Raw genomic sequence first — 20,003 nt, forward strand, 5'->3', positions numbered from 1 at the left:
CAAGAACCCGGATCAGGTCACCCGGTTCCGTAGGCCGGACAAAGCGGCTGCTACCCGCCGAACTCCCTGGTCTCGCCGAAGCCCAGGGTGGTGAACGCGTCGCGGTCGATCCCTTGGGCGAGAAGTGCCGCGGCCAGGCGCCGTGGTGGCTCGTCGATCGGCTCGTCGGTGAGCTGGAAGGTGCCGAAATGTATGCCGACGGACCGTCGCGCCTGCAGCGCCCGGTGCGCACCGGCGGCTTCCTCCGGATCCATATGCACAGGGGCCATCAGGTTGCGCGGATCGTAGGCGCCGATCGGCAGCAGCGCCAGATCGGGCGCGCCCAGCCGCTGGTGGATCTCGAGCCAGTGTGGACCGTCCCCGGAATCGCCGGCGAACAGCACACGCAAGCCCTGGTGCTCGATCATGAAGCCCGACCAGAGGGCGGCGTTCCTGTCGAACGGGGTGCGAGCGGAGAAGTGCCGCGCCGGTGTTGCGGTGACCACGGCATCCCGCAATGTGTGCTGCTGCCACCAATCCAGCTCGGTGATCGACGCGGCGCCGGCCTTGGCCAGCAGATGCCGGTTGCCGAGCGGGGTAATGAAGGCCGGATCGTCGCGCCTGACCACCGCGCGCAGGCTGGCCAGGTCGAGATGGTCGTAATGGTTGTGCGACACCAGGACGAGGTCGATCCGCGGCAGATCCTCGAACCTGCGGCCCGGCGGCCGGGCACGCTGCGGGCCCAGCCACTGCACCGGCGAGCAGCGCTGGCTGAAGATCGGATCGGTCAGGATGGTCAAACCGCCGAGACGCAGCAGGAAGCTCGAATGCCCGATGAAGGTGAGGGCGATGCCGCCCGGGGGAGGCGCGGTCCCGGGGTCGCCCGCGGGCGGCGGATCGGTCACATGCTCCGGCCAGCGGACCCGAGTGCCGCCGAACCGCCAGCGCAGGATCGGCATGAGCCCGCGTGCGGGCTCCGGCTGTCCGGCATCGCCGGCCATGGCGGGATTGTGGAAGTGCTCGCCGTCGCAATGGTCCGAGACCGGGAACCTGGGGCGGCTCATGCTCTGGCACCCGGCCGATCCGACGGCGGCAACCGGGTGATGACACGCGCGCCACGGCTGTAGGTCAGCCACGCCCAGACCCAGTTCACATAAACCACGACCCGGCTCCGGGCGCTCACCAGCAGCATGAGATGCACCGCACTCCAGACCAGCCAGGCCGCGAAGCCGGTCAGCCGGAGCCAACCGAAATCCGCCACTGCCGAGGAACCCCCGACCATCGCGAGCTGCCCCCAATTCCTGTAGCGGAACGGCTTTGCGGGCGCAGCACTGCCCCGCCCCCCGGCCGTTCGCAGCCGCTCTGCGATCAGCCGGCCGACATAGGTCCCCTGCTGTTTGGCCACCGCGCCTAGCCCGGGGAGCGGACGGCCATCCGGCCCCGCGAGCGAGGCCGCGTCGCCGATGACGAAGATCGCGGGGTCCCCGGGGAGGCTGCAATCCGGCTGCACCGCCACCAGGCCGTGATGGCCCGCCTCGACGCCCAGCCATTTTGCCACCGGCGTCGCCTCGGTGCCGGCTGCCCAGAACACGCACTCCGCCTCGATCCGCTCGCCGCCGGCAGTGACCCCGCCGGCATCGATCGCCTCCACGCCGGCACCGAGACGGAGCTCGATCCCGAGCGACTGAAGACGCCGTGCCGCGTAGTCCGAGAGACGCCGCGGGAAGGCGGCAAGCACATGCGGGCCGGCATCGCACAGCACGATACGCGACGTGCTGGGGCGGATTCGGCGGAAATCGCGGTCCAGCGTAGTGTGTGCGAGCTCGGCGATCGCGCCGGCCATCTCGACCCCGGTCGGGCCGGCTCCGACCACGACGAAGGTCAGCAGCCGGCGCGTTTCGGCAGGGTCGTCGCACAGCTCGGCCCGCTCGAAGGCGTCCAGCAGCCGGTTGCGCAGACCGAGGGCGTCGTCGAGCGTCTTGAGCGCCGGCGCGCGGGCGACCCAGTCGTCGTGGCCGAACCACGAATAGATCGAGCCGGTGGCCAGCACGAGCGTGTCATAGGCGACCGGCGCCAGGCCGGCGAGCTCGACCATTCGGCGGCCACGATCGATCCCGGTCACGTCCGCCATCATGATCTCGACGCCGCGCCGGTTGCGGAACACCGCGCGGATCGGCAAGGCGATGTCGTTGGAGCCCAGCGCCGCGGTGGCGACCTGATACAGCAGTGGCTGGAACAGGTTGTGGTTGTTGCGGTCGATCAGAGTGACGTGGATCGAGCGGTCCGCGGTCTTGCGGCGGACGATCGCCTGCGCCGCTGCCAGGCCTCCGAAGCCGCCACCGACGATCACTACCTTGTGAGTGCCCGGGGAGTCCGGGAGGCCTGCCGGAGCGGCCGGTTCCCGAAGAACTGCATCTGCCATCGATCACCACCTCATCGCCTGGATGGTGCGCAGGCGGCTGCATGACGGGAATATCAAGCACGCTTCAGCCAGCGCGGTTGCACAGGGAGGGCCTGAACGGGTAACAGGGTGACCGAGCGGTCAGTGACCGGTGCCTCCGGGTGGCATGCGCTCGACACGACCGGCCGAACCAGTCGGCCGCCGACCTGCTGGCCGTTCCATGAGCCAGCCGATGAGTTAAGGAAATCCTCGATGCAGCGCTTCCTGGCGTCGGCGGCGACGCGCGTCGCCCATCGGTCGGCCCCGCTCCGTCTGTCCTCTCCCCAGCACGCCCCCTCCCAGCGGGTGTCTTTCCGGTTGGCCCCATTCTGCCTGGCGGCGCTGCTGTCCGCGGGTGGTCTGGTCGTCGCACCGGGGCACGCTTCCGCAGCACCTCCGGCGGGAGGTGCACCGCCGCCGCCGCCGGTCGGTGTGGAGCCGGTGCGGATGCAGGCGGTCACCTCGTCGGCCGAGTATATCGGCCGCATCGCCGCCATCGACCGCGTCGCCCTGGTGGCGCGCGTGACCGCCTATCTCGACAAGCGGATGTTCGACGAGGGCTCCGAGGTCAAGAAGGGCGACCTGCTCTATGTGCTGGAGCAGGGCCCGTTCCAGGCGCAGGTGCTCGCCCAGCAGGGCGCACTCGCGCAGGCGCAGTCGACCGTGGTCAATGCCCGGATCAACTTCCAGCGCCAGGCCGAGCTGCTGCGCACCCCCGCCGGCCAGAAGCAGGCGTACGACAACGCGCAGGCCAGCGCCCAGGGTGGGGCGGCCAACGTGCTGACCGCACAGGGCAACCTGCAGTCTGCGCAGATCCAGCTCGGCTACACCGAGATCCGCGCGCCGGTGGATGGGCGGATTTCCGCGACCTCGGTCAACGAGGGCAACGTGGTGAGCCCGAGCAGCGGCACCCTGGCGACGATCGTCACCCAGGACCCGATGTACGTGACGTTCCCGGTCGCCACCCGCGACCTGCTGACGCTGCAGAAGAAGTACGCGGCCGTCGGCGGGCTCGGATCGGCGGCGATCAAGCTGACGCTGAGCGACGGCACCGCCTACGACCAGGTCGGCAAGCTCGATTACGTGTCGCCCACGGTGGCGACCCAGACCGACACCATCACGCTGCGCGCCACCGTCGCCAACCCCAAGCGTGGTGCGGCCTCGAACTCGAGCGGCGTCACCACCCGCGAGCTGGTGGATGGCGAGTTCGCCACCGTGACGGTGCAGGACCCGCATCCGCTGCAGCAGATGGTGATCCCGCGCGCCGCCGTGCTTTCGGACCAGCAGGGCGACTACGTGTTCTCGCCGGACGCGCAGAACAAGGTGATCCGCGCCGACGTCAAGCTTGGCGAAAGCGTCGGCGCCGACGTGGTGGTGTTGTCGGGTCTGCGGCAGGGCCAGCAGGTCGCGGTGGACGGCATCCAGCGCCTGCATGCTGGCGAGACGGTCACGCCATCCGCGCCGCAGCCGGTGGTCGCCGATCCGGGCCAGAACGTCACGACAGCCCAGGCGCCGGGTGCCGCAACGGGGGCGACCCAGGGGGCCAAGAACGCGGCTGCCGGCACTGCGGGCAGTCCCACGCCGCCGGCCGGCACCGCGCCGTCGCAGCGCTAGGAGCCGCGGCATGATCTCCGGCGTCTTCATCGATCGGCCGCGGCTGGCGCTCGTCATCGCGATCGTCATCACGCTGGCAGGCGTCGTCGGCCTGACCCGCATTCCGGTGGCACAGTTCCCCGACATCGTGCCGCCGCAGGTGCAGGTCGCCGCGACCTATCCGGGCGCCTCGGCCACCGTGGTCGAGCAGGCGGTGGCGCAGCCGATCGAGGCCCAGGTCGTGGGCGTCGACAAGATGATCTACATGCGGTCGGTCAGCGGCAATGACGGCTCGTACAACCTGACCGTCAGCTTCCAGCTCGGCACCAACGCCGACATCAACACCGTCAACGTGCTGAACCGGGTGCAGACCGCCAACGCCGAGCTGCCGGCCATCGTGCAGTCCGAAGGCCTGACGGTGCAGAAGCGCTCGTCGGCGATCCTGCAGTTCATCAATTTCTACAGCCCGTCCGGCAAGTTCAACCCGCTCTTCATCGCCAACTACCTGACGATCAACGTGATCGACGCGGTCTCGCGCACGCCGGGCGTCGGCCAGGCGTCGCTGCTGTCGCGACAGAAATACTCGATGCGGATCTGGTTCGACGCCAACCGGCTGACCGACCTGAACCTCTCGCCCACCGACATCATCAACGCGGTCTCGTCGCAGAACACCGTGGCGGCGGTGGGCCGCATCGGCGCACGTCCGGTCGGGCCCGACCAGCAGTACCAGCTGAACGTGCAGACCCAGGGCCGGCTGGTCACGGTCGAGCAGTTCGGCGCGATCGTGATCCGGGCCCAGCCGGATGGCTCGGTGCTGCGGCTGCGTGACGTGGCGCGCGTCGAGCTCGGGGCGCAGACGCTGGATTCCGAATCACGCTTCGACCAGAAGCCGTCGGTGGCGCTGGCGATCTACCTCTCGCCGGGCGCCAACGCGCTCGACACCGCCAACGCCATCACCGGCCTGGTGCAGCGGCTGTCGCATCGCTTTCCCGACGGCCTCGCCTTCAACATCACCTACGACAGCACCGACTTCGTGCGCGACACCGTGCACGAGGTGCTCAAGACGCTGATCGAGGCATTCGTCCTCGTCGTGCTGGTGGTGTTCGTATTCCTCGGCAGCGTGCGCGCCACGATCATTCCCACCATCGCGGTGCCGGTCAGCCTGATCGGCGCGTTTGCCGGCATGAGTGCGCTGGGCTTCTCGGCCAACACCGTGTCGTTGCTGGCGCTGGTGCTGGCGATCGGCATCGTGGTCGATGACGCGATCGTCGTGGTCGAGAACGTCGAGCGGGTGATGAGCGAGGAGCCGGACCTCTCTCCCGGCGACGCCGCCAAGAAGGCGATGACCCAGATCACCGGCCCGATCATCGCCATCACCCTGGTGCTGCTATCGGTGTTCGTGCCGATTGCCTTCATCCCCGGCCTGTCCGGCGTGCTGTTCAAGCAGTTCGCGGTGACGATCTGCGTGGCCATGCTGATCTCGGCGCTGAATGCGCTGACCCTGTCGCCGGCCATGTGCGCGGTGTTCCTACGCCATAGCGGCGAGCGGCGCGGCATCATGGGGCGGGTGCTCGGCGCGATCGACAGCGTCCGCAACGGCTACTCGCGGATCGTCAACCGGCTGCTCGGGTTCGCCGTCGGTGGCGTCCTGGTGGTGATCGTCTGCGGCCTGCTCATCGCCTTCCTGCAGAAGGGGCTGCCGGCTGGCTTCCTGCCGGAGGAGGACCAGGGCGGCTTCTTCATCAACGTGCAGCTGCCCGACGGCGCGTCGGTGTCGCGGACCAGCGGCGTCGTGGCCCAGGTGGAGAAGCTGGCGCTTGGGCTGCCGGGTGCCGCGCATTCCTTCGGGGTGATCGGCTACTCGTTCCTGGACACCGTCCAGGAGCCCAACGCCGGCTTCGTATTCGTGCGGCTGAAGCCGTTCGCCGACCGGACCGCGGCCAACGAGAACGCGATGAAGCTGATCGCCGGGCTCTACGGCAAGACCCAGTCGATCCGCCAGGCCACCGTGTTCCCGTTCAACCTGCCGCCGATCATCGGCCTCTCGCCCGGTGGTGGCTTCGAGTACGAGCTCGAGGCGCTGCAGGGCCAGAGTCCGGCCGACCTCAGCGCGGAGCTGAACGGGCTGATCGCCCAGGCCAACCAGAGCCCGGACCTAGCGCGCGTGTTCACCACCTACACCGCCACCAACCCGTCGCTGTTCCTCGATATCGACCGCGTGAAGGCGCAGGCGCTGGGCGTCAACATCAACGACATCTTCACCGCCCTGCAGGCAACGCTAGGCGGCATCTATGTCAACGACTTCAACCTGTTCGGCCGCGTATGGCAGGTGAACGTCGAGGGCGAGGCAAGGAACCGCAGCCAGATCGACGACCTCTGGCGGATCTATATCCGCAACAGCACCGGCGGCACGGTGCCGTTGCGGGCTCTGGCCACGCTGCACATCATCACCGGGCCGCAGGCGATCACGCGCTACAACAACTACCGCGCGATCACCATCAACGGCACGCCGGCGCCGGGTGTATCGTCCGGCACGGCGCTCGCGGACATGGCCAGGATCTCGGCGAACACGCTGCAGAGCGGCTACGACTACGAGTGGACCAGCACGGCGTACCAGGAGGTCCAGGCGTCGGGCAAGACCGGCATCATCCTGGCGATGTCACTGCTGTTCGCGTTCCTGTTCCTGGTCGGGCTGTATGAAAGCTGGATCATCCCGATCCCGGTGCTGCTGTCGGTTGCCGTCGGCGTGCTGGGCGCCTTCATCGGCATCCGGCTGTCCGGGCTGTCGCTCGACCTGTATGCGCAGATCGGGCTGGTGGTGCTGATCGCGCTGGCCGCCAAGAACGGCATCCTGATCGTGGAGTTCGCCAAGGAGCGGCGCGAGGCCGGCGAGACCATCCGCGAGGCGGCGCGGCAGGGCGCACACATGCGGTTCCGCGCCGTGATGATGACCTCGGTCGCCTTCATCCTGGGGCTGCTGCCCCTGGTGACCGCCACCGGTGCCGCCTCGATCAGTCGCCGCGACGTCGGCACGCCGGTGTTCGCGGGCATGCTGGCGGCCAGCGGCATCGGAATCTTCATAATCCCGATGCTCTACGTGACCTTCCAGACGATACGCGAATGGGCGCACAAGCAGGTGGGGATTGCGCCGCACGCGAGCCTGCCGGAAGGTGGCGCCGGCCATGGCGGGACCGGCGAGGGCGATCCCTCCATGCGGCGTCCGGAGACACCTGACGACCATCGTCCGTCCTGAGGGTGTTGGCAGACGGCGCGGACTAGCGGGGATCATCGCGTCGGCGTAGGAGGGTTGCCTTCGATCGAGTTTTCGTGATCGTTGGCTTTGTGACCTGGGGTGGCCGGCAGGCGTTGCTCGCAGGAGCGAGAGCGCGCGAAAGTCTGGTGGACCGACCGCAATCGCTTGGCTGACTGCGGGATGAGTTGGGCGCTCCTCACATGACGACCGAGGGACAGACTTCATGCGACCAAGCCGGACCCAGTTCGTAACGGCGCCCATCGGACCGACTGCTGGACACCCGTTCGCCAGCACGGCACCGAAACGATGCGGATCTTGACGATGACCGCGGTGCGAACGCCGAACTTGGGCTCTCCGGCGGCGGCGATCTTCCTCGCGCCGTCGGGTTGCGTGAAATGGAACAGGCGGCGCCGCCATGACCCTGACCGGCCGAGCCTCGACCGCCTGGCGCTGTCGGCCGGCCATGCATCGATGCCGGTGGCCTCTCTGATGGTCCTGCCCGGCGTGACGTTGCAGCCGATGTCGTCCGCCGGGTGCGGGCGAAGAGGAATTTGCTGAAGCTCGAGGCCGACCGGACCCGTCTCAGAGCCTGAATACGATAAAAACTCCAGGAGCAAGAAAGCCATGAACGTCGTGCAGAAGACACCAGGTGTGCAGGATGCCGGCAATCCATTGCAGGCGCTCGAGAAGTTCCACCAGTCGCCCTGGCTCGATTTCATCCAGCGCTCGTTCATCGCGGATGGCAGCCTTTCCAAGCTTGTGCGCGACGACCGCTTGAAGGGCGTCACCTCGAACCCGTCCATCTTCGAAAAGGCGATGGGTCATGGCACCGACTACGACGACCAGTTCAAGGAGATCGTGAAGGCGGGAAACACCGACGCCTCCGAAATCTACGAAACGATGGCGATCGACGATATCCGCGCCGCCGCCGATGTGCTGAAGCCGGTATGGGACGAGACCGAGGGTCTCGACGGGTATGTCAGTCTCGAGGTGTCGCCCTATCTCGGGCTTCGCACCGAGCCGACCATCATCGAGGCACGGCGGCTCTGGGAAGCGGTCGGCAAGCCGAACCTGATGGTGAAAATTCCCGGCACCGAGCAGGGTGTGCCGGCGATCCGCCAGGTGATCAGCGAGGGCATCAACATCAATGTCACGCTGCTATTCTCGATCGACGCCTACAAGAAGGTTCTGGAAGCCTACATTTCGGGTCTCGAGGAGCGGCACAGGAACGGCGGCGATATCAGCCATATCGCGTCGGTGGCCAGCTTCTTCGTCAGCCGCATCGACGGGCTGATCGACAAGGAGATCGACAAGCGCCTCGCCGCCAACGACAAGGACAGCGAGACGCTGAAGTCGCTGCGTGGCAAGGTCGCGATCGCCAACGCCAAGCTGGCATATCAGCATTATCTCGAGGTCAGCGCCGGGCCGCGCTGGCAGGCTCTGAAGGCGGCCGGCGCCAATCCGCAGCGCCTGCTGTGGGCCTCCACCGGGACCAAGGACAAGGCCTATAGCGACGTGCTCTACGTCGAGGAACTGATCGGCGCAGACACCGTCAACACGATGCCGCCGGCGACGATGGATGCGTTCCGTGACCACGGCACCGCGCGTAATGCACTCACCGAGGATGTCGAGGGCGCCCGGCACGTGCTGGCGGAGACCGAGCGCCTCGGACTCGACCTGACCGGGGTCACCAACAAGCTCGTCGCAGACGGGGTGAGTTCGTTCTCCGACTCGTTCGATGCGTTGCTCGGCGCGGTGGCAGCAAAGAAGGCTGAGCTTGCCGGCGACACGGTTGCGACAAGCTCGTTCAAGCTGCCCAAGGATGTCGATGACGCCGTGAAGGCGAGCCTCGAGGAGTGGCGCAAGTCGGGCAAGGTGCGCGATCTGTGGGAGCGTCAGGCGTCGGTCTGGACCGGTGACGACGAGGCGAAATGGCTCAGGTGGCTTGATATCGTCTCGGACCGGATCGAGGGTCTGTCCGAGCTGACCGCGTTCCAGAACGAGGTCAAGGCGCGCGGCTTCAGCTCCGTGCTCCTGCTCGGCATGGGCGGTTCCAGCCTCGGGCCGGAAGTGCTCGGCAGGACGTTCGGCCAGCGTGCGGGATTCCCCGAGTTGCATGTGCTGGACAGCACCGATCCGCAGCAGGTGGCGACCTTCGAAGGCAAGGTCGATCTGGCTCGCACGCTGGTGATCGTCAGCTCGAAGTCCGGCGGCACGCTCGAGCCGAACATCCTGAAGGCGTTCTTCTTCGACAAGATGAAGCAGGTGGTCGGGGAGAAGGCAGCGAGCCATTTCGTGGCGATCACCGATCCGGGCTCGCACATGGAAGACGTCGCGACGAAGGACGGCTTCTGGAAGATCTTCCACGGCGACAAGCAGATCGGCGGTCGCTACTCGGTCCTCTCGAATTTCGGGATGGTTCCCGCAGCGGCGATCGGCCTCGATCTGCCGGAGTTCCTGTCCAACGCCGAGCGGATGGCGAAGGCCTGCTCGGCTGGCACGCCGCCGACCCAGAACCCGGGTGTCCTGCTCGGCACCCTGCTCGGCGTCGGTGCGAAGCTTGGCCGCGACAAGGTGACCATCGAGGCATCACCGGGTATTGCGGATCTCGGCGCCTGGCTCGAGCAGCTGCTGGCAGAGTCCACCGGCAAGATCGGCAAGGGGCTGATCCCGATCGAGGGCGAGGCCATCGGTGCGCCGTCGGTTTACGGCAACGACCGGGTGTTCGCCTATCTGCGCCTGACCGATAGCCCGGACGCCTCGCAGGATGCAGCGATCAAGATGCTCGAGGAGGCCGGGCAGCCAGTCGTGACCATCTCGCTCGCCTCGAAGATGCAGATTGCGCAGGAGTTCTTCCGCTGGGAGTTCGCGACCGCGGTGGCCGGCTCGATCATCGGCATCAACGCGTTCAACCAGCCTGACGTCGAGGCCAGCAAGATCGAGACCCGGAAACTCACCGATGCCTACACCAAGAGTGGCACGTTGCCCGACGAAAAGGCGTTTGCCACGGACGGCGACTTCTCGTTCTTCGCAGATGCGAGCAACGCCGATGCGCTGAAGGGTGACGGGCTCGATGCGATCCTGGAAGCGCAGTTCGGGCGCATCAAGGCTGGCGACTACGTCGCGTTGCTCGCGTATATCGAGCGCGACGACAAGACGATCGCGTGGATCCAGAAGGCGCGGCTTGCGATCCGTGACGCGAAGCACGTGGCGACCGCAGCAGAGTTCGGGCCGCGGTTCCTGCATTCCACCGGCCAGGCTTACAAGGGTGGACCCAACAGCGGTGTGTTCCTGCAGATCACTGCCGACGACGCAGCCGATCTGAAGGTTCCTGGCGAGACCTACAGCTTCAGCGTCGTGAAGGCGGCGCAGGCGCGCGGCGACTTCGACGTGCTCGCCGAACGGGGCCGTCGGGCCCTGCGCGTTCACATCAAGGGCAACCTTGCAGTCGGCCTGGAGCGGCTTGGCAACGCGATAATTTCAGCGGTCGGTTGACCCTGTCGCCGGGGCACCGCGGATCGACCGGTCCGCAGTGCCCCGGCCTTTTCCTGATGTATCAATTCGCGTAGGCCGCGTTCCAGCAGCAACGTGATGACCAGCGAGGACCCTTTCATGCAGATCGGCATCATCGGACTTGGAAAAATGGGCGGCAACATCTCCGTCCGGCTTGCACGCCACGGCCACGAGGTTGTCCTGTTCGACCGTGACCCAAAAGTCGTGTCGGACGTTCAGGGACGCGCCGAAAACAGCCGGGCTGCGCATGATCTGAGGGATGTCGTCTCGAAGCTCACGTCACCTCGCGTGATCTGGGTCATGTTGCCGGCCGGCAAGATCACTGAAGAAACTGTCGCGACGCTGTCGGAGACGCTTGAGGCCGGTGACATCATCATCGATGGCGGCAACAGCTACTACAAGGACGACATTCGGCGTGCCAGCATGCTGCGTGAGAAGAACATCCACTATGTCGACGTGGGAACGTCCGGTGGCGTGCATGGCCTGGATCGTGGCTATTGCATGATGATCGGTGGCGCCAAGGATGCGGTCGATCATATCGATCCGATCCTCTCGGTGCTTGCACCGGGCGCCGGAGACGTCGAACGCACGCCTGGTCGCGATATCGACGGTCTCGATCCGCGCGCCGAGCAGGGGTATCTGCATTGCGGCCCCGCCGGCTCCGGGCATTTCGTCAAGATGGTGCATAACGGCATCGAATACGGGATGATGCAGGCCTTCGCCGAGGGCTTCGATGTCCTGCGCAGCAAGAACTCCGAGGATCTTCCCGAGGACCAGCGCTTCGACCTCAACACTGCCGACATCGCCGAGGTCTGGCGCCGTGGTAGCGTGGTGTCGTCGTGGCTGCTCGATCTCTGCGCGAACGCCCTGGCCAAGAACGAGACCCTCTCCGATTACACCGGGCAGGTCGCGGATTCTGGTGAAGGCCGTTGGACGATCGAGGCGGCGATCGAGGAGGCGGTCCCGGTGCCGGTGCTCAGCCAGGCGCTGTTCACGCGCTTCCGCAGCCGGTCGGGCAACAATTTCGGCGAGAAGCTGCTCTCGGCGATGCGCTTCCAGTTCGGTGGCCATATCGAACAGACGCATACCGAGAAGAAGCACGGCAGCGAGGTATCCGAGAAGAAGGAGTAGGCATGTCGGCGCCCTTCCTGGAACTGGATGGCGGCCCCTCGGGCCGGGCGTCTGCTCGCGCGACGATCGAAGGCCTGCAGGGACCTGCGGATGATGACGCAGCGGAGCATTCTCCGCCGCGTCGGGCGCCGCCTTGCACGATGGTGATTTTCGGCGGTGGTGGCGACCTCACGCGCCGGCTGCTCGTGCCTGCGATCTACAACCTGGTGGGTGCGCAGCTCCTGGACGAAGGCTTCTCGATCATAGCCGTCGACTGGTCGGATCTCGATAACGACAGTCTCCGCGCGCAGTTATACGAAACCATGCAGAGCTTCGTGGCGCAGCGCCGCGCGAGCGCCTCAGAGTTGCACGAGGCGGACTGGGCATGGCTGTCGCAGCGCATCACCTTCCTGCGCGGCGGCTTCGACGACACACAGACCTACCAGGCATTGTCGAGCCTCTGCGGCGTCAGCAACTGCGTGTTCTACCTGGCGGTCGCGGCGCGGTTCTTTGCGCCGATCGTCGGCCAGTTGGAGGCGGCGGGCCTGACTCGGGAGACCGAAAGTCGATACCGACGCGTGGTGGTCGAGAAACCATTCGGCTCGGATCTGGCGTCGGCGCGGGCACTGAACGCGCAGCTTCGAAACGTCCTCGACGAGAGCCAGATTTATCGGATCGACCATTATCTCGGCAAGGAGACGGTCCAGAATATTCTCGCACTCCGGTTCTCGAACGGCTTCTTCGAGCCGCTCTGGAACCGGCAGAATATCGATCACGTGCAGATCACGGCGGCCGAGACCGTTGGCGTCGAGAAGCGCGGCCGGTTCTACGAGACCACCGGCGCGCTGCGAGACATGGTCCCGAACCACATCATGCAGCTGCTGGCAATGGTGGCAATGGAAGCCCCGATCTCGTTCGATGCCGACGCAGTCAGGGATGAGAAGTCGAAGGTGCTGGCAGCCGTGCATGGGCTCGCACCCAAGGACGTCGTCCGGGGGCAATATACCGCGGGCAGTATCGCAGGTCGCGCGATGGCCGGCTATCGCGAGGAGCCGGACGTGGCGCCGGACAGTCGCACCGAGAGCTTCATCGCCATGAAGCTGTCTATCGATAACTGGCGATGGGCCGGTGTGCCGTTCTACGTCCGCACCGGAAAGCGGCTGGCGTTACGCAAGACCGAGATCGCGATCCATTTCAAGCAGGCGCCATACGCGCTGTTCCGCGAAACACCGGTCGAGAAACTGACGCCGAACATCATGGTGCTGCAGATCCAGCCAACCGAGGGCGTGACGATGCAGTTCTCCGCAAAGATGCCAGGTCCGACAGTGAAACTCGGCGGTGTGCGGATGAAATTCGACTATGCGGACTGGTTCCAGGAAGGTCCGAGCACCGGATACGAGACGTTGATTTATGACTGCCTGATCGGCGACGCGACGCTTTTCCAGCGAGCGGACAACGTCGAGGGCGGCTGGAGCGTCGTGCAGCCGGCGCTCGATGCCTGGCGCGACAAGGACGATTGCCCCGAAAGCGCGTTGCAGTTCTACCCGGCCGGGAAGGCCGGTCCCGAGGCCGCGGACGAGCTGCTCGCCCGCGATGGACGCCACTGGTTGAGGTTGAACGGATGATCATTCCCCCGCGTGCCCCTGCAACATCGCGGGTCAGCCTTCTCGTATCCGACATCGACGGGACCCTGATCAACGGGAACAAGGAGCTCACGCCGGCAACCTTGGCCGCGGCGGCCCGGCTTCGCGAGGCCGGTATCAGGCTCTGCCTGGTCAGCAGCCGGTCGGTGCGCGGCATGCAGATGTATCTGCAACAGATCGGGAACGACACGCCGTCCGCCGGGCTCAATGGCGGCGAGATCGTCGATGCCGCGGGCGAAGTGCTGGAGACGCAATCGCTCGATGCGGAGGCGGCCCGCCTTACCGTCGAGACACTCACCACGAACCACGTCGATGCATGGGCTTTCACCGGCCGCGAATGGCTGATCCGCGACATTGCCGCACCTTACGTTCCGCGCGAGCGCAGGGCGGTGCAGTTCGATCCGACAGTGGTGTCATCGTTCGAGCCCTACATCGACCGGATCGGCAAGATCATGGGTGCGACAAACGATTATCCCCTGCTCGAGCGCATGGAGATCGAGCTGCAGGCGATGCTGGGTGATCGGGTGAACTCGCGTCGGTCCTCGCCCTGGTATCTCGATGTGACCCATCCCAAGGCGAACAAGGGTCGTGCGGCCCGCCGGCTCGCCGCACTGCTCGACGTCGATCCGTCGGAAGTGGCCTGCATCGGCGACATGGATAACGACATCTCGATGCTCAGCACGGCAGCTTTGGCGATCGCGATGGGCAATGCGCCGGAGCAGGTCGCGGAGTCGGCGCATTTCATCACAGGAACCAACGACCAGGACGGTTGGGCGCAGGCCGTCGAGACGCTGATCCTGCCGCGCGCCGCCCGCTAGATCGCAACCGCGTCATAATCGAAACGACGGGAGAGACATGATGGCCGATCCGGCAAAGATTAGCCTGGTGCTGGCAGACGTGGACGGGACGCTGGTCACCAAGGAGAAACTGCTGACCGAGCGCGCCATTCGCGCCGTCCAGAAACTCCGGGAGCGGGGCATCCGGTTCGCGATCACCAGCGGTCGACCGCCGAAGGGCATGAGCATGCTGATCAAGCCGCTCGATATCGTCGAGCCGATTGCCGGCTTCAATGGCGGTCTATTCGTGAAGCCCGATCTCACCATCATCGAGGCCAAGACGTTGCCGCGGGATGCGGCTGAGAAGACCGTGCAGATCCTGCGCGATCATAAGGTGGATGTGTGGGTCTATAGCGGTGAGGACTGGCTGGTGCCCGACGGCAAGGGTCCGCACGTCGCACGCGAGGAATGGACCGTGAAGTTCCCGCCCAAGGTCACCAAGGACTTCGACGCGGCGCTGGAGCACGCGGTGAAAATCGTCGGTGTCAGTGATGATCTCGAACTCATGAAGAAGGTCGAGAAGGACGCGCAGGAAGCCCTCGGCAATACCGCGTCGGCGGCCCGATCGCAGCCATATTATCTCGATGTGACACATCCGGACGCCAACAAGGGCGGCGTGGTCACGGCACTCGAGCGCATGCTCGGCGTCAAGGCGTCGGAAATCGCCACGCTCGGCGACCAGCCGAACGACGTGCTGATGTACAAGAAGAGCGGCATGTCGATTTCCATGGGGCAGGCTAGCGACGAGGTGAAGAGCCAGTCGACCTATGTCAGCGACTCCTCGGAGGATGAGGGGTTTGCCAAGGCCATCGAGCGCCATGTCCTGGGAGAGGCCGCATGACCCAGGATGCGACGACGGGTCGCGCAGAGATCCTGGCCGATCCGGAAGCCGTGGCACAGCGCACGGCCGAGTTCCTGACCGAGCAGGCGCTGGCAAAACAAGGCGCGTTCATGGTGGCGCTGTCCGGTGGTTCGACACCGAAGCGTCTGTACGAGATCCTCGCGGCATCACCCTATGCGGCGAAGTTTCCCTGGGACCGGGTGCAGCTGTTCTACGGCGACGAGCGCTTCGTTTCCCCGGAAGATGAATCGAGCAACTACCACATGAGCAGCGTGGCGATGCTGAGCAAGGTGCCCGTGCCATCCAGCAACGTTCATCGCATGCCCACGGACGGCGATCCGGCGGATGCGGCGCATCGCTACCAGCGCGAGCTGCAGGCCGCATACGGCGCCGACACCCTCGAGCCCGGCCGTCCGTTGTTCGACGTGGTGCTGCTGGGTCTTGGCGAGAATGGCCACACCGCGTCGCTGTTTCCCGGCACCGATGTGCTGAACGAGACCCAGGCCTGGGTCGGCACCTGCGTTCCACACGATGCGCCGCACACCCGCCTGACACTGACCTACCCGGCGATCGCCAGCAGCCGCTTCGTGCTGTTCCTGGTGGCGGGCGCTGGCAAGGCCGATATCGTGGCGAAGGTGCGTGGTGGTGACGCGGCCCAGCCGTCGACGCATATCACCACCGAGGGCGAGTTGATCTGGATGCTCGATCGTGCCGCCGCCGGCAACGCGGCCGGCGCCGATGACTGAGCCCGTGGAAAACGATCCGGCTGCCGATCTGAAACGCCAGGTCGGCGTCGCGGCGGCGGCCCTGGTCGAGGACGGCATGGTCGTCGGGCTCGGCACCGGCTCGACCGCCAACTACGTGATCGACAGTCTCGGCGAGCGCTGGGCCACGGGGTTGCGTTTCGTTGCGATCCCGAGCTCGGAACGCAGTGCGGCGCGGGCGAAGGCACTCGGGATCGAGATCGTGGGATTCGGCTCGCATCCGGTGATCGACCTCAACATCGATGGCGCCGACGAGATCCAGCGCGGCACGCTGAACCTGATCAAGGGGCTGGGCGGCGCGTTGCTGCGCGAGAAGATCGTCGCGGCGGCGTCGAACCGGATGGTCGTGGTGGCCGACGAGAGCAAGCTGGTGCAGCGGCTCGGCGAGCATGCCGCGGTGCCCGTCGAAGTGTCGCCGTTCGGCTGGGAGTCGACGGCGCGCCAGCTGGGGGAAATGGGTGCCCGGGTGGCGCCGCGTCACGACCGCATGGGCCGGCTGTTCGTGACCGATGGCGGCAACATGATCCTCGATTGCGCTCTCGGGCAGCTCGAGGATCCGGCGGCCACCGAGGTGGCGATCCGTGCCATCGTCGGCGTGTTCGAGTGCGGCCTGTTCATCGGGCGCGCGAGCCTGGCCCTGGTTGCCGGCAAGACCGGTGTCGAACGTTATGAGGTTGGCTGACGATGTCGCGGATCTGGGTGGTGATGGGTGTGTCCGGCAGCGGCAAGTCGAGCATCGCGGAGGGCCTGCACCGGAAGTTCGGCTGGCCGTTCCAGGAGGGTGACGAGCTGCACCCGAAGGCCAACGTGGACAAGATGCGGGCCGGCATCCCGCTTGACGACGCCGACCGCGCGCCGTGGCTGGCAGCCTGCGCCGCCTGGATCCATGCGCGTCACGATGCCGGCGAGACCGCGCTGCTGACCTGCTCGGCGCTGAAACGAAGCTATCGCGACATCCTGTCCGAGGGGCTCCCGGACGTCTGGTTCCTGTATCTGAAGGTGCCGGAAAGCGTGCTGCACGAACGCCTCGAGCATCGGCCGCACCACTACATGCCGAGCAGCCTGCTGCCGACCCAGCTGGCGACGTTCGAGGAACCAGGGCCGGACGAGCAGGTGGTCGAGGTGGTCGAGCACGACACCATTGCGGGCACGATCGAGGCGGTCATCGCGCGGATCCAGCAGTTCGGGTGAGCGCCGCCGTTAACGGAGCGCGATCCCGGTGAGATCGTCGAAATGCGCCTCGGCGGCCCAACCGTAGGGGCTGGCCTTCACGATCCCGTCTCCGGTCAGCCAGCTGTCACCGACCGCGAGAACGATCTCGTTGCGCCCCTTCCGCAGGTCGAGCGGGATGCTGGCGTTGTCCGCTTCGAGGCGTCCGTCCGGCGACAGGCGATGGTCCGACGGGCGGTACGGGTTGACGCCCGAAAACACGAGGCGGCCGTTCAGGAACACCGACACCTGCCGCGCCCAGCCGATCCGGATGGCCCGGCGTGTATCGGCCGTGGCGGTGACCGTCATCCTGAGCCAGCCGGTCGAGATCGGCGCGGAAGCTCGCGCGAAGGCGCGGGTCAGATTGACCAGGCCGGTCGCCTCGGCGGCGATCGGATGCCATGCGGCGGGTCCCGGGATATCGGTCGCGAGCACGGCAGGAGCGGACGCTACCGTTGGAGCCGCAGCATCCCACGTGGTGACGGTGCCGGGCTCCGGTGGGGCTTCGCTCACCTCCGGGAGAGCCGCCGGAAAATCCGATCGGATTGTCAGGTTGGCATAGATTGCAGGGCCCTTGAAGGCGATCCCACCATCCTTCGTCAGGCCCTGCAGCTTCGGGATGACCAAAGCCGGCGTTGTCTCGCGGTTGATGAACACCAGCATCTTCTCGCCCGCGACCACCAGGCGGACATGGTTCCAGCCGGTCGGCGAGATCTGCGCCGGGCGCTGCATGTCGGCGTAGATGTCCCACTGCATGTGTGTGTGGGTGATCGGCGCGTACTGGATGCAGTCGTTCGCCGCCGGGCAATCCGGGTTCGCCCGCAGATAGAAGAACTCGCCGGAGTCGGTTCCGTGGCGGCGGAAGATGATGCCGGCGTCGTTGTAGCCGAGCGGCTTGATGTCGAACTCGATCGTGCCGTTCGAGAAGCGTGCGCCGGTGGACTCGATGACTGCCTCGTTCACCGTCATGGTGCCGGTCGGCATCCCCTCGTAGCGTGCAAAGCTCGCCGCGCCGGTCGTGTTGCCCACCCAGGCGATCGGCGGCGCCGGTCTCCAAGTGCCGGCTTCCATCGGATATGCGATCGGCTGCGATCGGGCGGCTGTGCCCGGCAGGACGGCCAGGCAGACGGCCAGGCTCGCTCGGACGAAGGCGGGCAGCAGGTTGCCGGACCGCTGGCAGGCAGGTGATCGGTTGGGCATGAGGCGCGCAGGTCCTTGATCCAGCCCGGTCGAGGGCGATGACGTCCAGTGGACGACGATTGTCGCCCGGCCGCCAGCAGCCGATCGATGGCCTGTTCCCCGCGGATCGCGTTTGCGATACCGGTCCGGCATGAACCAGCCACCGCGTCCGATCCGGATCTTCGTCGACGCCGATGCGTGTCCGGTCAAGGCGGAGATCTACCGGGTGGCGGACCGCTACCGGCTGCGCGTGCTGGTGGTGTCGAACAGCCTGATTGCCGTTCCGATCTCGCCCCTGGTCGAGCGGGTTGTGGTGGAGGCCGGCCCAGACGTTGCCGATGACTGGATCGCCCAGCGGGCGGAGCGGGGCGACATCGTTGTCACCTCCGACATCCCGCTGGCGTCGCGCTGCGTGAAGACCGGCGCCGAGGTGCTGGGCCCGACCGGGCGTCGGTTCGACACGGACTCGATCGGCATGACGCTGGCCACGCGCAACCTGATGGACGAGCTCCGCTCCACCGGGCAGATGACCGGCGGCCCGAAGCCGTTCTCGCAGAAGGATCGCTCGGCGTTCCTGGGCACGCTCGATACGGCGGTGGCCCGGCTGCGGAAGGCGGGATTCGCGACCGGCTGACCCCGAAGCCGCTTGGGCGGATCAGCCGTTCAGCGGGAAGTGGCAGGCGGCACGGCGACCCTGGCCGAGATCGCGCAGCTCCGGCACGTCGACCCGGCAGCGCTCCTGCGCGATCGGGCAGCGGGTGTGGAAGCGGCAACCGGGTGGCGGCGCGATCGGGCTCGGCACGTCGCCGGTGAGCAGCGTGCGCCTGGAGGCCAGCCCGACCACCGGCTCCGGGACCGCCGAGATCAGCGCCGCAGTATAAGGATGCGCCGGGCTGTGCAGCACCGTGTCGGCCTCGCCAAGCTCCACCACCAGGCCGAGATACATGACGGCGACCCGCGTGGCGATCTGCCGCACCACGCTGAGGTCGTGCGCGATGAACACGTAGGTCAGGCCGAGGCGCGCCTGCAGGTCCACGAAAAGATTGACGATCTGCGCCTGGATCGACACGTCCAGCGCCGACACCGGCTCGTCGGCGACCACCAGCCGCGGCGACAGGGCGAGAGCGCGGGCAATGTTGATGCGCTGGCGCTGGCCGCCGGAGAATTCGTGCGGATAGCGGTCCAGTGCGCTCTCCGGCAGGCCCACCAGCGTGGTCAGCTCGTGCAGCCGGTCGCGGATTTCGCCCGGGGTGCGCCGCCCGTGCGGTCCGGGGTGCACGCGCAACGGCTCGGCGATCAGGTCGCCGACGCGGCGGCGCGGGTTCAACGACGCGTAGCTGTCCTGGAACACCATCTGCATGCGCGGCCTGAGCGGACGCAGCGCGCCTTCGCTGCTGCGGGTGATGTCGCGGCCCTCGAACGCTATGGCGCCGGCGGTGACGTCGGTCAGCCGCAGCAGGCAGCGGCCCAGCGTGGACTTGCCGCAACCGGATTCGCCGACCAGGCCAAGTGTCTCGCCGGGCCGCACCGCAAGGGAAACACCGTCGACCGCTCGCAGCGTCTGGCGACCGCGCAGGGCACTGCCGACCCGGTAATGCTTGGTTAACTGTTTGGCTTCTATGAGTGGGGCACCGAGCATGGGA

At 66.6% G+C, this 20,003-nt stretch carries 16 protein-coding genes; 12 read left to right on the plus strand and 4 right to left on the minus strand.

Features of this window, described 5'->3' with window-relative positions:
* Positions 1-50: 50 nt before the first annotated feature.
* The gene (locus tag ACOEQ2_RS11945; protein ID WP_419728202.1) at positions 51-1,043 is read right to left on the minus strand and encodes an MBL fold metallo-hydrolase; all 993 of its coding nucleotides are present in this window, start codon (positions 1,041-1,043) and stop codon (positions 51-53) included.
* Complete coding sequence (locus ACOEQ2_RS11950) at positions 1,040-2,401, minus strand: NAD(P)/FAD-dependent oxidoreductase (RefSeq protein WP_419728203.1); 1,362 nt, start codon at positions 2,399-2,401, stop codon at positions 1,040-1,042. The genes ACOEQ2_RS11945 and ACOEQ2_RS11950 overlap by 4 nt, the downstream gene beginning before the upstream one ends.
* 231 nt (positions 2,402-2,632) lie before the next feature.
* On the opposite strand from ACOEQ2_RS11950, the gene ACOEQ2_RS11955 reads away from it, so the two are divergent.
* From ACOEQ2_RS11955 to ACOEQ2_RS12005, 11 genes are all read left to right on the plus strand, one after another.
* Positions 2,633-4,033 carry an efflux RND transporter periplasmic adaptor subunit gene (locus ACOEQ2_RS11955; protein WP_419728204.1) on the plus strand — a complete coding sequence of 467 codons (1,401 nt, stop codon included), beginning with the start codon at positions 2,633-2,635 and terminating at the stop codon, positions 4,031-4,033.
* A 10-nt stretch (positions 4,034-4,043) separates the two neighbouring features.
* A complete protein-coding gene (locus ACOEQ2_RS11960) occupies positions 4,044-7,265 on the plus strand; it encodes an efflux RND transporter permease subunit (RefSeq protein ID WP_419728205.1) in 3,222 nt (1,073 codons plus the stop codon).
* Between the two features lie 321 nt (positions 7,266-7,586).
* Positions 7,587-7,823 carry a hypothetical protein gene (locus ACOEQ2_RS11965; RefSeq protein ID WP_419728206.1) on the plus strand — a complete coding sequence of 79 codons (237 nt, stop codon included), beginning with the start codon at positions 7,587-7,589 and terminating at the stop codon, positions 7,821-7,823.
* A 66-nt stretch (positions 7,824-7,889) separates the two neighbouring features.
* On the plus strand, positions 7,890-10,760 hold the full coding sequence (locus ACOEQ2_RS11970) for a bifunctional transaldolase/phosoglucose isomerase (protein WP_419728207.1): 2,871 nt from the start codon (positions 7,890-7,892) through the stop codon (positions 10,758-10,760).
* Positions 10,761-10,877: 117 nt separating this feature from the next.
* Positions 10,878-11,909 (plus strand): phosphogluconate dehydrogenase (NAD(+)-dependent, decarboxylating), encoded by a 1,032-nt coding sequence (gnd, locus tag ACOEQ2_RS11975; protein WP_419728208.1) that lies wholly within the window; start codon positions 10,878-10,880, stop codon positions 11,907-11,909.
* 140 nt (positions 11,910-12,049) lie between these two features.
* Positions 12,050-13,513 carry a glucose-6-phosphate dehydrogenase gene (gene zwf / locus ACOEQ2_RS11980; RefSeq protein ID WP_419731208.1) on the plus strand — a complete coding sequence of 488 codons (1,464 nt, stop codon included), beginning with the start codon at positions 12,050-12,052 and terminating at the stop codon, positions 13,511-13,513.
* Entirely contained in the window at positions 13,510-14,349 is an 840-nt protein-coding gene (locus tag ACOEQ2_RS11985; protein WP_419728209.1) for an HAD family hydrolase, read from the plus strand. Before zwf ends, ACOEQ2_RS11985 begins: the two co-directional genes overlap by 4 nt.
* Positions 14,350-14,389: 40 nt before the next feature.
* Complete coding sequence (locus tag ACOEQ2_RS11990) at positions 14,390-15,208, plus strand: Cof-type HAD-IIB family hydrolase (protein WP_419731209.1); 819 nt, start codon at positions 14,390-14,392, stop codon at positions 15,206-15,208.
* Complete coding sequence (pgl, locus tag ACOEQ2_RS11995) at positions 15,205-15,954, plus strand: 6-phosphogluconolactonase (RefSeq protein ID WP_419728210.1); 750 nt, start codon at positions 15,205-15,207, stop codon at positions 15,952-15,954. The genes ACOEQ2_RS11990 and pgl overlap by 4 nt, the downstream gene beginning before the upstream one ends.
* Positions 15,947-16,654 (plus strand): ribose-5-phosphate isomerase RpiA, encoded by a 708-nt coding sequence (gene rpiA, locus ACOEQ2_RS12000; protein ID WP_419728211.1) that lies wholly within the window; start codon positions 15,947-15,949, stop codon positions 16,652-16,654. Before pgl ends, rpiA begins: the two co-directional genes overlap by 8 nt.
* A 2-nt stretch (positions 16,655-16,656) precedes the next feature.
* Positions 16,657-17,163 carry a gluconokinase gene (locus ACOEQ2_RS12005; RefSeq protein ID WP_419728212.1) on the plus strand — a complete coding sequence of 169 codons (507 nt, stop codon included), beginning with the start codon at positions 16,657-16,659 and terminating at the stop codon, positions 17,161-17,163.
* A gap of 9 nt (positions 17,164-17,172) precedes the next feature.
* Here the strand turns inward: ACOEQ2_RS12005 and ACOEQ2_RS12010 are convergent, their stop codons facing one another.
* Positions 17,173-18,252: a hypothetical protein gene (locus ACOEQ2_RS12010; RefSeq protein WP_419728213.1), complete on the minus strand. Its 1,080-nt coding sequence runs from the start codon at positions 18,250-18,252 to the stop codon at positions 17,173-17,175.
* A gap of 259 nt (positions 18,253-18,511) precedes the next feature.
* Here ACOEQ2_RS12010 and ACOEQ2_RS12015 point away from each other — a divergent pair, with 259 nt between their 5' ends.
* Positions 18,512-18,994, plus strand: a complete 483-nt coding sequence (locus tag ACOEQ2_RS12015; RefSeq protein WP_419728214.1) for a YaiI/YqxD family protein — start codon at positions 18,512-18,514, stop codon at positions 18,992-18,994.
* A gap of 21 nt (positions 18,995-19,015) precedes the next feature.
* On the opposite strand, the gene ACOEQ2_RS12020 is transcribed toward ACOEQ2_RS12015, so the two are convergent.
* Positions 19,016-19,999, minus strand: a complete 984-nt coding sequence (locus ACOEQ2_RS12020) for an ABC transporter ATP-binding protein (protein WP_419731210.1) — start codon at positions 19,997-19,999, stop codon at positions 19,016-19,018.
* Positions 20,000-20,003 lie beyond the last annotated feature (4 nt).

Origin of the sequence: Lichenicola sp. (assembly GCF_965198575.1) — a bacterium.
GTDB lineage: Bacteria > Pseudomonadota > Alphaproteobacteria > Acetobacterales > Acetobacteraceae > Lichenicola.